Below are 14,824 nucleotides of genomic sequence, written 5' to 3'. Positions count from 1 at the left end.
AGACATCATGGACATATATCCTTGATAATCATCGTCGCAGAAAAAAGTCTGCATCCGGCGATTACCCCGCTGGGTGATGTTGTGAGGTATTCCCGGTATGACGACTCTTGCTATCCTTGCCATGCCTGGATTATTGCCGGTATTGTCCCCAATTGTCAAATATTAAGTATACTGTCCCCGGAATCCCCCCCGGAATCCCCCTCTGAGCGGAGCGAAGGGAAACAGGAGTTCCGGCTTAACGCCGTTATCAGCCGCCCGGCCACGGCTGAAACTATAACCATCCAACATGATCCGGGTCGGCTGGATAAGTTTGTTATCTTTGAGGTTTGTTTTATGGCTTTTAATCCATCTCCAAAAGTAGCAGAGGCCAGAGACCTCGCTAAGAAGTACGGGAAGACAAAGGTTATTATTTTTATGATCGATGATGATAAAGGGACAATAGAATACGCCTCTTATGGTAAAGACAGGGTAATGTGCGCTGATGCTCGTAAGCTGGCTGATGTAGCGTATGATGCGGTTCTTGATCATTTGTCAAGATAACATATTATTGAACAGTTTTCTGTATAATATCAGTAAGTTTCAGCATAGTCAATAAAATAGAAAATACATCTTGGCATAACTACTTAAGCTCATTATAGTTGCTTCTCGGATAATATACTTTTCGTCATGTTATCAAGTTTCTGTTTAATATACCGTGCTCAAAATACCGGACAATATTTCGGTTCTATACCTTCGCTCCGAACCTTCAAATCTTGCATGGGGAGTTGACTTCTAAAAAAACCTTGCTTTAAGGTATGGATATTGCTAGAATACACAATTAGTTAAAGATGTTCTTCCAAATGGAAATTTAAAGGCAGAGAAATGTTAGCAAAGGTTTTAAGCAGCGCTATCCTTGGGGTTGATGCCTATAAAGTCGAGGTGGAGGTTGATATAACCCGTGGTCTGCCGTCCTTCTCTACAGTTGGCCTTCCTGAAGGTGCAGTAAGAGAAAGCAAAGAACGGGTAAAATCTGCTGTGAAAAACTCAGGATATGAATTTCCATCGAAGAAGATTACAGTAAATCTGGCTCCAGCCGATATAAAAAAAGAAGGGACCGCCTTTGATTTACCTATAGCTATAGGAATACTGGTTGCCACCGAGGTAGTCGAAACAAGTAAACTGGCTGACTTTTTGGTCATGGGAGAGCTCTCCCTGGATGGAAGAATAAAACCTATCAAGGGATCCCTCCCAATAGCAGCAACAGCTAGAGAAAAAGGCATCAAGGGGATAATTGTCCCCAGAGACAATGCCAGAGAAGGTGCCATAGTAAAAGGGGTCGATGTTCTGGCAGTTGAAACCCTGGCAGATGTAGTCGAGTTTCTAAACAACTCTCTGTCCATTGAACCGACTGCCGTGGATTTAGAGGATATTTTTAAGAACAACCTGACATACCCGGTTGATTTTAATGAGGTGAAAGGACAGGAACATGCCAAAAGAGCCTTAGAGATAGCTGCTGCCGGAGGGCATAATGTAATAATGGTGGGACCTCCTGGTTCTGGAAAGACGATGCTTGCCAAGAGGGTTCCCACCATCCTGCCGGATATGTCTTTTGAAGAGGCAATAGAAACAACCAAGGTACATAGTGTGATGGGGTTGCTCGACAATAACAATGCTCTGATAGTTACACGACCCTTTCGCTATCCCCACCACACTATCTCCGATGCAGGGTTGATCGGAGGTGGGCAGATTCCTAAGCCTGGAGAAGTGAGTCTCTCCCATAGCGGAGTTCTCTTTCTGGATGAGTTGCCAGAATTTAAAAAGAATGTATTGGAGGTCATGCGGCAACCTATGGAAGACGGTAGGGTTACCATTTCCAGGGCAGTAACCTCCCTGAGCTATCCTGCCCAATTTATGCTTATTGCTGCAATGAATCCATGTCCATGTGGATTTTACACCGATCCTCATCATGAATGTAGTTGCACAGTTCCTCAAATTCGAAAATACAAAGCAAAGGTGTCAGGGCCTCTATTGGACAGGATTGATATACATATTGAAGTGCCATCAGTAAGGTATAAAGACCTCTCTGATGAAAGAGCAGGAGAACCTTCTGAAAGTATCAAAAAAAGGGTGAATTTTGCCAGGGGTATACAGATTAAACGATTCAACGGGGGTAAAATCCACTGTAATGCTCAGATGACCTCCAGGTATATTAAAAAGTATTGTCAAATAGGAGAAGAATCAAAGAGACTTTTAGAAACAGCTATAGATAAGTTAGGGCTAAGTGCCAGAGCATATACTCGAATTCTCAAAGTTGCCCGTACTATAGCTGACCTTGAATGCAGAGATGATATAACCTCATATCATATCTCTGAGGCTATTCAATACCGAAGTCTCGACAGAGATCCCTTTTAGTAAAAATATGAATATGAAACCTGATAAAAACAAATCTGGTACAAAGAAGATAAAATTTCAACGAAAAAGGAATATAAAACGCATAAAATTTATCTCTGTTGTTCTCTTTATTCCTTTGATTGCTCTGATGGTTTCGGCTGGTGGAGTTTACTATTATTTCAGGCAAAATCTGCCGGATATTTCCTCATTAAGAAATTATCATCCAAATATTACAAGTAAGTTTTATTCTGATGATAAAGAGTTAATAGGCGAATTCTATCTTGAGAAACGGATCATAGTCCCTATAACAAGAATTCCCAGGATGGTTATAGATGCCTTCATATCTGCCGAAGACAGCCGTTTTTATGAACATCAGGGTATCAGCCCTCTGAGTATAATTAGAGCCTTTTTCAAAAACATCTGGGCAGGCAGAATTGTTCAGGGAGGCAGTACAATCACCCAACAGGTAACGAAATACTTTTTGCTCTCGCCAGAGAAGAGTTTTTCAAGAAAGATAAAGGAAGCTATTCTGGCATATCGGGTAGAGAACGAGCTTTCAAAAGAAAACATTCTCTTCCTCTACTTGAATCAAATCTACCTGGGACACGGTGCTTACGGTGTTGAATCAGCGGCTCAGAGTTATTTTGGCAAGCACGTAGAAGATCTCAATCTGGCTGAAGCTGCCATGCTTGCAGGACTTCCAAGAGCCCCCAGCAAGTATTCACCATTTAGTAATTACAAAATGGCAAAGGAACGTCAAGTTTATGTTTTAAAGCGAATGCTAAAAGAGGGTTATATAACTACTAAAAAGTTTAACCAGGCACTAAGTATACCATTAACTTTCAACACTGAAGAAAATAAACAAATCTTGAAAGCTCCATACTTCACTGAGCATATCCGTAGGTATATAGAAGGAAAATATGGGAGCGATGCTTTGTACAGAGAGGGATTACTGGTTTATACTACCCTTAATCTCGAGATGCAAAATGCCGCTCAAGTATCTTTAGAGTCAGGACTTATGGATATGGAGAGAAGGAATAAATACCAGGGAAATAGGCAGGACTCAGGTATTCAGGGGGCTTTGTTATGCATGGATCCATATACGGGATATGTCAGGGCAATGGTGGGGGGAAAAGACTTCAGAAAGAGTAAATTTAACAGGGCTATTCAAGCCAAGAGACAGGGAGGCTCCGCATTTAAACCCATTATTTATGCAGCAGCCTTAGATAAAGGTTATACACCTGCGACTGTTATTGTCGATTCGCCGATTAGTTTTGATGATCCGATAAGAGGAGAACCATGGCAGCCCAAGAATTTTGATGGGGAGTTTCGTGGACCCGTTACCCTTCGTGAGGCATTGGCTAAGTCTATAAATGTGGTAACAGTAAAAATCCTTAGAGACCTGGGTTTAGACTACGCAGCTAGCTATGCCAGGATACTTGGAATAACATCCCCACTGAATATGGACCTTACTATGGCACTCGGTTCTTCCAGTGTCTCACTTCTGGAATTAACCAGGGCTTATGCAGTCTTTGCTGCCCAGGGTAGAAGTGCCGAACCAATCTTTGTAACCAAGGTTGTCGATCAGAAGGGGGAGGTATTAGAAGAGAACAAACCACAAATGGAGGAGGTCATTAGCCCGCAAACTGCCTATATTATGACAAATCTTTTAAAAGGTGTTGTACAGAATGGAACAGGTGCAAAAGCACAAGCCCTTGGTAGACCCTGCGCGGGTAAAACAGGCACAACAAATGACTACGTGGATGCATGGTTTATAGGATACACTCCAGATATAGTCACGGGAGTATGGGTAGGTTTTGACGAAGATAACCAGCCATTAGGGCAAAATGAAACCGGTTCCCAAGCAGCTCTCCCAATATGGATTCAATTCATGAAAGAGGCATTGAAAGGTAAAGAAATAGTGGACTTTCCTGTTCCGGGAGGGATTGTATTTGTAAATATCGACTCGAAGACCGGCCGCATTGCTAACCCCAATTCAACCAATATTATACCGGAATCCTTTAAGGAAGAGGCTGTTCCACCTGAAGATTCTAGGGAGTTTCCAAAGTCGGAATTGAGAAGTTCATACGGGCTTGATAAGCAATGAAAAATTGAGGGTTAGTCCTCAGGCAGTGTACTTTTCATTCAGTGGGAACGCATATAACAGCCAGTATCTTTGTTTCGATACCCTCACAGCACTGGACGCTATGAGGAATTGTAGAGTCATAATAGATACAATCACCAGGGTGTAAGACATCGGTATATTCATCCAGGGTGATCTCCATGTCTCCTTTTAATACAAAGATAAACTCTTCACCTTCATGGCTAAACACGTTTTTATCTTCTATGGTTGCTGGCTCTAGGGTAATCAAGAAGGGTTCCATGTGTCTCCCCTTTTTATCGAAGGCAAGGGATTCATAGGAATAACCGTATTTTACTCCTTCCTTAGAGGCAACCCTGGAAATGCTTTTTCTTTCATCCTTTCGAACAATGGTAAAAGGGGCTTTTGATTTATCCCAAAAGAACTGTCCTATTTCAATATCCAGTGCCCTAGAAAGCCTTATCAGCGTGCCCAGAGGTGGGGAAACTAAATGATTCTCTATCTGAGATAGTAAAGCAGAGGAAAAACCCGACTTCTCGGCTACGTCTGCAAGGGAAAACCCTTTACTCTTTCTAATTTGTTTTATCCTTTCCCCAACCTTTATTTCCTTCCCGTCTTTTTTTCTCGGCATTATACAATTACCCCTGTCTGTTCAAAGTTCAGTGTAACTTTGCGCCATTACACTTATTTCCCCTTTACAACAAATTCCGCCCCTTTCTCGATGGCCTTGGAATTGTTTGATATAAATTTGGGGGGACGTTCCGGGAATATCTCTGGTAGTAACTTAATAGCCAAATCCAGAGAAACAATCTGTGTCTTTTCAATGAATGCCCCTAAAGCGACCATATTTGCCATTTGAGAATTCCCCAATTTTTTTGCAATATAATTGGCAGGAAGTAATAAAATATCTATATCTTCCCGTTTCGCCTTTTCTGGATCGATTAAGGATGTATTGACCAGCAAAAATCCTTTTGTCCTGACCATAGGTTCATATTTGAGAAGAGAAGGCTCATTCATTACTATAGCACTCATAGGGTGGCCTGTGACAGGAGACCCAATCTCCTCTGAGGAGAGAACTACAGTACAATTGGCAGTTCCTCCCCTCATTTCTACTCCGTAAGAGGGCATCCACGTAACATTCTTTTCCTCTTTCATAGCTATCAGGGCAAGTATATCAGCGATTAACATAATTCCCTGTCCACCAAAACCTGCAATGATTACATCGTAGTACATACAATAAACCCTTTAATTAGTTCTATGATTCTATTTCCATACGATTTGATTATAAGAAATCCTTGCCCTTTCTCTCTTTGAAAACTCCTAATGGGAAGTAAGGAATCAACTCTTCTTCAACCCTTTTCTGTCCTTCTAAAGGTTTAACCCGCCAGTTTGTATGACAGGCAGATAAGAGTTCCACAAAGGTCAGCCCCATACCCTCTATCTGCATTTCAAATGCCCTTCTTACTGCCTTTTTAGCCTTAAGAACCTCCTTGGCATTATGCATTGAGACCCGAGTTGAATACGCAACCCCTTCCAAAGTAGCCAGCATCTCCGCCATTCGGATAGGATAACCATCATTTCGAAAATTTCGTCCATAGGGGGTGGTGGTTGTCTGTTGACCCAATAGAGTAGTTGGGGCCATCTGCCCACCAGTCATACCGTATACAGTATTGTTGATAAAGATTATGGTTATGTTCTCTCCCCTGTTAGCAGTATGGATTGTTTCTGCAGTACCTATTGATGCCAGGTCACCATCACCTTGGTAAGTAAAGACTATTTTTTTAGGATGTACTCGTTTAATCCCTGTAGCAACTGCAGGAGCGCGGCCGTGGGGGGCCTCAATGGCATCTATGGCAAAATAATCATACATAAAGACAGCACATCCCACCCCGCAGACACCAATTGTTTCTTCCTGAACACCAAAGTGATCAATTGCATCAGCCACTAGTCTATGAGCAGTACCATGGGTACATCCCGGACAAAAATGGGTTTGACGATCAATTAAACTCTTCGGTCTGCTAAAAACCTTTTTCATTAAACATCACCCTGATCTCTCTCAGCATATCTTCTGGGGTAGGTATACCTCCTCCAGGACGGCCATAAAATCTAAGTTTAACATTACTTTCAATGGAAAGATTAACATCCTGTAACATCTGACCTGTATTCATTTCTACTACTAATATTCTGGGGATTTTTTTTGCGGTTTCTCGAATGACCTCAGCAGGAAATGGGAATAGGGTAATTGGACGAATCAGACCTACTTTTATACCTTCTCCTTTTGCCATCTGGATAGCGGTCTTGGCAATCCGAGAAACTGTACCAAAGGCTACAATAACCATCTCACAATCATACAATCCTTTTGCCTCAAAGATGACCTCCTTTGCTCTTAAGCGGTCATATTTTTCCTTTAGTTCTAAATTGTGAGCTTCCTGCTCCCCATCAGAAAGATACAGGGTTTTAAGAAACTGGGGCTTGCGTCCTTTGGAACCTGTCAATGCCCACGGCTTGAATGGTGGAATTACAGTATTCGTTTCTTCCAAGAGAACAGGCTCTTTCATTTGCCCCAAGATAGCATCGCAAAGAATCATTGCTGGATTACGGTATTTATCAGACAATTCAAATGCCTTTATTGCGAGGTCAAACATCTCCTGAACAGAGGCAGGGGCTAATACAATATTAAAGTAGTCACCATGCCCACCTCCGCGGGTTGCCTGAAAATAATCACCCTGAGTAGGGGCAATGCCTCCAAGCCCTGGTCCTACCCTCATAACATTAACCACTAAACCGGGCAATTCACTTCCAGCCATATACGACATACCTTCCTGCATCAAAGATATACCAGGCCCTGAAGAGGATGTCATAGCCCTGACACCAGATGCAGAAGCTCCCAAGACCATATTTATCGAAGCTATTTCGCTTTCAGCCTGGATAAAGGTCCCACCAATCTTCGGCAATTCCGCAGACAGGTATTCGGGTATATCATTTTGGGGGGTAATTGGATAACCGAAATAGTATCTGCATCCAGCTACAATAGCACCTTTAGCCAGAGCAATATTCCCTTTTAGAAGGATCTTTTCCGTCATATTCCTTTCATCCGTTCATTGTTGATTGTTCACCGTCCAGGGGGTTAATCCCCAATCCTTCCTGGCTATTTATAAACCTCAATAGCCACATCCGGACAAACCTCGGCACAAAGTGCACATCCGGTACACTTGTTATTATCCTTTATTGTAGCAGGAAGGTATCCTTGAATGTTCAGTTCTTCCTGAATTGTGATAAGATTTTTTGGACAAGCATCAACACAAAAACTACAGCCCTTACATCTATCTCTTTCAATTACTATTTTAGCCAAAATACCTTTATTAATATCCTTCCGTTGGTTTATATATTGATGGCTTCGTAAAAAGTCCATCTGTCCGCCTGAAGCGGATTGCACTGTATCCTTAGTCGTTGCGGCGTACCCCCTAATTAGGGGCTTTTAAACACGAAATCCGCAGATTATAAAATAACAAAACTTAAAAGCATAACTTAAAGAAATATCAAAAAGAAAGAAGATTGTCAAATATTTTTATAGTCCCAAAAATAGACACAGCAAAACGAACCCCTTGACTTCAAGCGCTCTTTGTGTTACGTTTCCTTGCATTCTTGAGCGAACTTCAAAATTCTTGGCAGCTTATAGTAGGAAAGGAGTAATAATTGCAGGAGAAAATCTTTGATTTCAAGATAATACCCGAACTTATCTTTGGGAATGGGGCATCTGAAAGGGTTGGTGTTGAAGCCAGAAAGAGAGGCGGAACCAGAGTCCTGGTTGTTGCAGACCCAGGTATCATCAGGGCAGGACTCTTCGATAGCATCAAACGGTCATTGAGAAAAGAGGGGATAGAGGTTACCGTCTTCGATGGAGTGGAACCTGAACCACAGATTGAGACTGCTGATCAGTGTGCACAATTGGGCCGTGATAAAGGCTGTGATCTTGTAGTGGGTATTGGGGGCGGCAGTGCAATGGATACAGCAAAGGCAACTTCAATATTGCTGACAAACGAAGGGAAGACCAGAGATTATCAGGGTCTTGACTTGGTCAGGAAACCGGGGGTACCCAAGATTATGATCCCCACAACAGCAGGAACCGGAAGTGAGGTTACTTTTACAGCGGTATTCACAGATAAGAGTACGAAGAGTAAGGCAGGTGTGAACAGCAAATATCTATTCGCTGATCTAGCCCTTCTTGACCCCAAACTCACCCTATCCCTTCCACCCAAGGTTACAGCCTTTACCGGTATGGATGCCCTTACTCATGCTATTGAGGCATACACATCTCTTTCATCCAATTCGTTCGTCGATCTCTTTGCCCTGGAGGCAATAGCTCTTATATCTAAGAGCCTCCATAAAGCTGTCACGGATGGTCAGGATATTGAGGCAAGGGGCAGTATGCTAAGAGGAAGTCTGTTTGGTGGAATTGCTCTGGCAAATGCAGGGGTGGGTGCAGCCCATGCCCTGGCATACCCGATGGGGGGCGAGCACCATGTTCCTCATGGCATAGCAAACGGGTTACTGCTTCCCTATGTGATGGAGTTTAATCTGGAAAGCAACATAGAGAAGTTTTCGCGCATTGCGGAGGCTATGGGAGAAAAGGGAGGGGACTCTCCTTCTCCAGGGTTTGCAGAAAAATCCATATCTATGGTAAAAAAACTGATAGAAAATGTAAAGGTACCAAACAGGTTGAGAGAATTGGGCATCCCAGAATCTGCAATAGAGGGGTTGTCTTCAGGGGCTATGAAGGTGACCCGACCTATAGAGAATAACCCAAGAAAGGTAACTAAAGAGGATGCCATTGAGATATACAGAAGGGCATACTAAATATAGGATAAGCATTCAGTAGTAAGCAAGGGAGGGGAATAGAGCTATGGGTGGTGGAGAATTATTAGGGAAGAAAGAGATAGATGAGGTAGTGGGCGTATTTGAAAGAGGGGTTCTCTTTCGATATGGTTTTAATGAAAAGCGAAAAGATGTCTTCAAGGTAGTAGAATTTGAAGAAATGATTGCAAAATATATGGGGGTGAATTACGCACTGGCTGTTGCCTCCGGTACAGCAGCAGTCCGGGTAGCCCTTGCATCTCTGGGTATTGAACCGGGAGATGAGGTGATAACCCAGTCTTTTACATTTGTGGCTACCATCGAAGCCATATTGGAGGCAGGAGCTGTCCCCGTGATTACAGAGATAGACCAATCATTCAATATGGACCCAAATGACCTTGAGGCAAAGATCACCAATAAAACCAAAGCCATAATCCCTGTTCACATGCTTGGAGTCCCTGCTAAAATGGATGAGATATGCGACATTGCAAAGAGACATGGAATCAAAGTACTGGAAGATTCTTGCCAGGCATGTGGATCAAGCTATAAAGGCAGAAAGACAGGAACCATAGGAGACATTGGTTGTTTCAGCTTTGACTTCGTTAAGACGATAACCACCGGTGAAGGAGGGATGGTTGTTACCAACGATGAAGGAATGTACTTTAGAAGCGCCTGCTTCCATGACCATGGACATGAGCATAGAACCGACGTTCCGAGGGGAAAAGACACTAAGAGTATTACCGGATTTAACTATCGTATGAGTGAGATACAGGGAGCAATAGGGGTAATTCAGCTTTCAAGGCTTGATTACGTGATATCCCGGCAAAGGAAGAACAAGGCAAGGATAAAGGACGCTATCAGGGATATAGCCGGTTTAGAGTTCAGAGAACTGCCGGATAAAGATGGTGACGGAGGAGATACATTAATATTCCTTCTACCTGACAGCTGGATGGCAAAAGGTTTTGAGGATATACTGACGAAGGATGGAATAGAAACAAAAATTCTACCTTCCGCACTTGGGTGGCATTATATCGGAAACTGGGATCATATCATCAAAAGGTTAAACAGACAAATGGGCAAAGAGATATACAGAAGAGATATGTGGCCGAAAAGTGACAGCATCCTGAATCGTGCCATAGCTATAGGTATTTCAGTAAATATGACGGATGATTATATAGACAGAATAATCACGGGTACTAATAAAGCAGCAAGGCTTGTACTCAGTTGATAACTTTTTAGGATAGATATGAAGGCTATAGGAATAATCCCAGCCAGATACCATTCTACGAGATTTGTTGGGAAGCCCCTGGCGGATATCTGTGGCAAACCTATGATAGAGCATGTTTACAACAGGGCTTCGAGAGCAGGTTCTTTAACATCGTTAACAGTAGCTACGGATGACGAACGTATTTTTAGAAGGGTAGAGGAGTTTGGAGGCAGGGCAATACTTACATCTTCTCACCACAAATCAGGGACGGACAGGATTGCCGAAGCCCTTATTAAACTGGATGTTAAAGACACCGATTTAATAGTAAATATCCAGGGAGACCAGCCTCTTTTAGAGCCGGCAACAATAGATGAGATTATCCGTCCTTTTGTCAACGACTCCTCTTTAGTGATGGCAACCCTGTGTTGTCAAATAGAGACCGAAGAGGAAATAAGGAACCCGAATGTGGTGAAGGTGGTGGTTGATAACGATGGGTTCGCATTATACTTTTCAAGGTTACCCATACCTTATGTGAGGGAACAGGATACCACCCCTTCTTTTTACAAGCATATAGGGATTTATGCATACAGGAAAGATTTTTTGCTGAGATTTACCCGGATGCCCCAGAGTGAGCTGGAGAAGGCTGAAATGTTAGAACAGTTGAGAGCACTGGAGAATGGTTACAGAATAAAGGCGGTTAAGACCCTTTTTGACTCTGTAGAAGTCGATACCCAAGAGGACTTAGAAAAGGTTAAAAGGATTATCGGGAAGAGATGTAGTGATGTATCTCCTGTATAATCTTTTAGTAACAGCAGCGGCTGTCCTCATACTTCCACCCTTGTGCCTGTATGTATTGATAACAGGAAAGTACAGAGAAGGATTGGGGCAGAGGCTTGGTTTCATCCAGCCCCAGACTCCAGACAGCCCTTCTTTAAAACCCAGATTATGGATCCATGCCTGTTCTGTGGGCGAGATTATAGTAATAAGTCCTATAATTACTGAGATAAAGAAGATCTATCCTTCATCCTGCATAGTAGTCTCCAACACTACCAGGGGTGGACATGGGTTTGCAAAAAAGGCATTAGAAGATGTATCTTCCTATATATACTTCCCCTTAGACCTGGGATGGGTTGTCAGAAGGGTATTGAGGGCTGTATCCCCTGATATATTTATTGTATCAGAGACGGAGATATGGCCAAACTTTTTACGGACAGCCAAAAAGCTGGGTATCAAAACTATAATGGTTAATGGCAGAATATCCGTAAGGTCCTTCGGCAGCTATATGAAGGTAAGGTTCTTTATAAAAAGGGTACTTCAGAATCTTGACATAATGAGCATGATCACGAAGAGTGATGCCGACAAAATTATATCTATGGGGGCATCACCGGAGAGGGTTCTAATTACTGGAAATTCAAAGTATGATAGGTTGGCAGATCAGGTCCATCCCGGTTTTGAGGAAGAAATGAGGAGGATACTGAGTATTTCAAGGGAGGATAAGGTCTTAATAGCAGGAAGTACAAGGACAGGAGAGGAAGAGATAGTTATCGAGGCTTACCTGAAATTTATTGAAGTCTATCCCGAAATGTTGATGATTATAGTCCCCCGTCATATCGAAAGGACTGGAGAAATAGAAGAACTGCTCCGTAAAAACAGCATTGGATTTGTTCTCAAAACAGAGCTGGACAAAGGCAAAATGAAGCGGGACAAACAGGTAATTGTTATAGATACCATAGGAGACCTGTTCAAGGTTTACAGTGTCGGAACCATAGTCTTTTGCGGAGGAAGCCTTGTCCCTCTGGGAGGTCAGAATGTATTGGAACCTGCTGCCTGGGGGAAGGTGGTCTTTTATGGTCCCTTCATGGAGGATTTCCTGGATGCCAGGGAACTTCTGGAGCGGGTTGGAGCCGGGATAGAGATAAAAGATGCTGATGAACTGGTAGACACAGGTACTAAACTCTTGAAAGACCCTGAAAGGCTCGGCTTCCTGGGTAAGGCAGGAAGGGAAGCCGTTATGGCAAACAGGGGGGCTGCCAGACGGAACGCAGAACTTATAAAAGAGTTACTGGATGGAAATATATAAAAGGGTTAAGCAAGATGGTTATCAAGCAGGCTAAAGAGGTCCTCCGGATAGAGGCAGAAGCCATAGAAAATCTCATCAACCGTATAGATAAGAATTTTGTCAAGGCGGTAGATATTCTTTACTCCAGCAAGGGACGGGCTGTAGTAACCGGCGTCGGTAAATCAGGGATCATAGGAAGAAAGATTGCTGCCACCCTTACCAGTACCGGGACACCGGCATTATTTCTTCATCCTGTGGAAGGTATGCATGGGGATTTGGGCATAGTTATGAAGGAGGATGTGGTCATTGCAATATCCAACAGTGGAGAAACCGAGGAAATAAATTCCATAATCCCCATAGTAAAAAGGATAGGTGCCAGTTTGATTGCATTTACAGGAAATGTAGAGTCTACATTGGCAAGGAAGAGCGACGTGACTATAGATATAGGGGTTGAAAGAGAGGCGTGTCCTCTCGGCTTAGCTCCAACTGCGAGCACCACTGCCACTCTGGCTATGGGAGATGCCCTGGCAGTAGCTCTCTTGAACAAAAGATCGTTTCAGAAGGTAGACTTTCACAGAATCCATCCCGGGGGAAGTCTGAGTAAGAGACTGATGTTAAGGATAAGGGATGTTATGTTGACAGGCGAAGATATCCCTGTTGTACACGAAGAACAGTCAATGAAGGAAGCCCTGGAGGAGATAACCAGGAAGGACATTGGTCTTACACTGGTAGTAAATCATAAGGAGATGCTGACAGGGATAATCACTGACGGTGACCTGCGCCGGTTAATCCAGAATAATGATAATCTCCTTGAAATACCTGTTAAAGAGGTCATGACCCTTAATCCAAGAATCATAGATGAAGATAAACTGGCTGGAGAGGCAATAGAAGAGATGGAGAGGCACAGGATTACCTCTCTTGCGATTATAGATGATGCAAGGAGGATTAAAGGGATAGTCCATCTCCATGACCTTCTGGGAAAGGGAGAGTTTAAATTCCGATCCTAAAAGGGATGGACTCGTAATAAGTCAAAATTGGGATGGCAAAGTAATCCGCCAGAGGCGGACAGATGAACTTTTTACAAAGCCATCAAAGGGGAATAGCAGAATGCCTACCTTACCACCCAGGGGGCTGATTGGTGCCATGGTGACACCCCTGAATAATGATTGTAATATAGACAAACCTGGCATTAAAAGCTTGCTGGATTATACAATAGAGAGTCTCCATGCGATCCTTATCGGAGCAGGAGATATAGGAGAAGGGTTTGTCCTCAGTAACCATAAGAGAGTAGAACTGATAAAGACGGGGATGGAGATGGTTAATGGAAGGATACCCCTTTTCCTGAACATCACCGGAGGCACAGAGGACCTGACAGGAGAAAATATTACCCATGTGGAGAGAATTAAAGAAGAGCTTGATTACAGTGGGGATATATTTCTTTTCGATTGTCCTTTATGGTACCATAGCAATAAGGACCTGCCGCGCCTCTATGTTGAATTTGGCAGACTCACTCCGCTTCCATTCGTCCTGTATAACAATCCTTATTTGATTATAGAACTCAAAGCGCACCTGAAGAGAAAGAATATAAGAACAAACGTATTAAAGAAACTATCTAAGAATGAACAGATAGTTGGTATCATGCACGTAGGGGAACTCAGGAGGGCGATGAATTACGCCAGAGCTGTAAGAGACAGAAGAGATTTCAGAATATATGACGGTAATGAGCTCGACTTCCTGGGTAATCCCAGTTTGGATGGAGTAGTGGCGAAGGGGGCTAATATATTGCCCAGGGAATGGAAAGATATAACAGAATCCTCTATAAATCCAAAAGAGATGCTCAAGGACGACCCAATATATTATACCGACCTCTGGAAGGCAGGACAGATGCTAAAGTCCCTTCACGAGGCATACATGCCAAACCCTCCAGCGATAATCAAGCTTGCATTAAAATTGATGGGCAAGATTGGAAGCAGTGTAGTAGTTGAAGGTACCCCTGCTGCCACACCGGAGCAGGAATCAAAGATTTGCAGTTTACTGGCAGAATACAAACTCATATAGAGACCTATACCCAACCTATCAAGAACTTTGAAGAAGTCCCCTGACAGCGAATTCATCCCGATTTTATCGGGATTTTGGGGAACCCTTCTTAGCGAGTGGAATGTAGAAAATTCACATGTTTGACCCGCCAGAGGCGGGGAGTTTGTGAATTTTTAATGGAGCAAGCTTAGATGGG

General features: G+C 43.1%; 15 protein-coding genes. 9 read left to right on the top strand and 6 right to left on the bottom strand.

Going from position 1 to position 14,824, the window contains the following annotated elements; translation table 11 throughout:
• Window positions 1-123 (bottom strand): transposase (locus AB1401_13435; GenBank protein ID MEW6616452.1); only part of this gene is annotated, 123 nt, incomplete at its 3' end.
• Window positions 124-333: 210 nt separating this feature from the next.
• Between AB1401_13435 and AB1401_13430 the strand changes: the two genes are divergently transcribed.
• The 3 genes from AB1401_13430 to AB1401_13420 all read left to right on the top strand — a co-directional run bounded on the left by AB1401_13430 (window position 334) and on the right by AB1401_13420 (window position 4,477).
• Window positions 334-540, top strand: coding sequence for a hypothetical protein (locus tag AB1401_13430; GenBank protein MEW6616451.1), 207 nt, complete (start codon window positions 334-336; stop codon window positions 538-540).
• Between the two features lie 321 nt (window positions 541-861).
• Window positions 862-2,391, top strand: coding sequence for a YifB family Mg chelatase-like AAA ATPase (locus tag AB1401_13425; GenBank protein ID MEW6616450.1), 1,530 nt, complete (start codon window positions 862-864; stop codon window positions 2,389-2,391).
• A 13-nt stretch (window positions 2,392-2,404) separates the two neighbouring features.
• Window positions 2,405-4,477 (top strand): PBP1A family penicillin-binding protein, encoded by a 2,073-nt coding sequence (locus AB1401_13420; protein ID MEW6616449.1) that lies wholly within the window; start codon window positions 2,405-2,407, stop codon window positions 4,475-4,477.
• Window positions 4,478-4,511: 34 nt separating this feature from the next.
• Here AB1401_13420 and AB1401_13415 read toward each other — a convergent pair whose 3' ends face one another.
• The 5 genes from AB1401_13415 to AB1401_13395 form a co-directional block, all read right to left on the bottom strand.
• Entirely contained in the window at window positions 4,512-5,102 is a 591-nt protein-coding gene (locus AB1401_13415) for a cupin domain-containing protein (GenBank protein ID MEW6616448.1), read from the bottom strand.
• Window positions 5,103-5,155: 53 nt separating this feature from the next.
• The gene (locus AB1401_13410; GenBank protein ID MEW6616447.1) at window positions 5,156-5,704 is read right to left on the bottom strand and encodes a 2-oxoacid:acceptor oxidoreductase family protein; all 549 of its coding nucleotides are present in this window, start codon (window positions 5,702-5,704) and stop codon (window positions 5,156-5,158) included.
• 49 nt (window positions 5,705-5,753) lie between these two features.
• Window positions 5,754-6,506 (bottom strand): thiamine pyrophosphate-dependent enzyme, encoded by a 753-nt coding sequence (locus AB1401_13405; protein ID MEW6616446.1) that lies wholly within the window; start codon window positions 6,504-6,506, stop codon window positions 5,754-5,756.
• A complete protein-coding gene (locus tag AB1401_13400; GenBank protein ID MEW6616445.1) occupies window positions 6,490-7,554 on the bottom strand; it encodes a 3-methyl-2-oxobutanoate dehydrogenase subunit VorB in 1,065 nt (354 codons plus the stop codon). Before AB1401_13400 ends, AB1401_13405 begins: the two co-directional genes overlap by 17 nt.
• A 65-nt stretch (window positions 7,555-7,619) precedes the next feature.
• Window positions 7,620-7,883: a 4Fe-4S binding protein gene (locus AB1401_13395; protein ID MEW6616444.1), complete on the bottom strand. Its 264-nt coding sequence runs from the start codon at window positions 7,881-7,883 to the stop codon at window positions 7,620-7,622.
• A gap of 284 nt (window positions 7,884-8,167) precedes the next feature.
• On the opposite strand from AB1401_13395, the gene AB1401_13390 reads away from it, so the two are divergent.
• The 6 genes from AB1401_13390 to AB1401_13365 all read left to right on the top strand — a co-directional run bounded on the left by AB1401_13390 (window position 8,168) and on the right by AB1401_13365 (window position 14,649).
• Window positions 8,168-9,328, top strand: coding sequence for an iron-containing alcohol dehydrogenase (locus AB1401_13390; GenBank protein ID MEW6616443.1), 1,161 nt, complete (start codon window positions 8,168-8,170; stop codon window positions 9,326-9,328).
• A gap of 46 nt (window positions 9,329-9,374) precedes the next feature.
• Window positions 9,375-10,553, top strand: a complete 1,179-nt coding sequence (locus AB1401_13385) for a DegT/DnrJ/EryC1/StrS family aminotransferase (protein MEW6616442.1) — start codon at window positions 9,375-9,377, stop codon at window positions 10,551-10,553.
• A gap of 18 nt (window positions 10,554-10,571) precedes the next feature.
• Window positions 10,572-11,330, top strand: coding sequence for a 3-deoxy-manno-octulosonate cytidylyltransferase (gene kdsB / locus AB1401_13380; protein ID MEW6616441.1), 759 nt, complete (start codon window positions 10,572-10,574; stop codon window positions 11,328-11,330).
• Window positions 11,314-12,612, top strand: a complete 1,299-nt coding sequence (locus tag AB1401_13375) for a 3-deoxy-D-manno-octulosonic acid transferase (protein MEW6616440.1) — start codon at window positions 11,314-11,316, stop codon at window positions 12,610-12,612. The genes kdsB and AB1401_13375 overlap by 17 nt, the downstream gene beginning before the upstream one ends.
• Before the next feature lie 14 nt (window positions 12,613-12,626).
• Window positions 12,627-13,598 carry a KpsF/GutQ family sugar-phosphate isomerase gene (locus AB1401_13370; protein MEW6616439.1) on the top strand — a complete coding sequence of 324 codons (972 nt, stop codon included), beginning with the start codon at window positions 12,627-12,629 and terminating at the stop codon, window positions 13,596-13,598.
• 100 nt (window positions 13,599-13,698) lie between these two features.
• Window positions 13,699-14,649, top strand: a complete 951-nt coding sequence (locus tag AB1401_13365) for a dihydrodipicolinate synthase family protein (protein ID MEW6616438.1) — start codon at window positions 13,699-13,701, stop codon at window positions 14,647-14,649.
• Window positions 14,650-14,824 lie beyond the last annotated feature (175 nt).

The organism is Thermodesulfobacteriota bacterium, assembly GCA_040757775.1.
In the GTDB taxonomy this organism is placed as follows: Bacteria; Desulfobacterota; UBA8473; order UBA8473; family UBA8473; genus UBA8473.
Note: the sequence above shows the minus strand (reverse complement) of the source record. Positions and strands in the feature narration are given on the sequence as shown.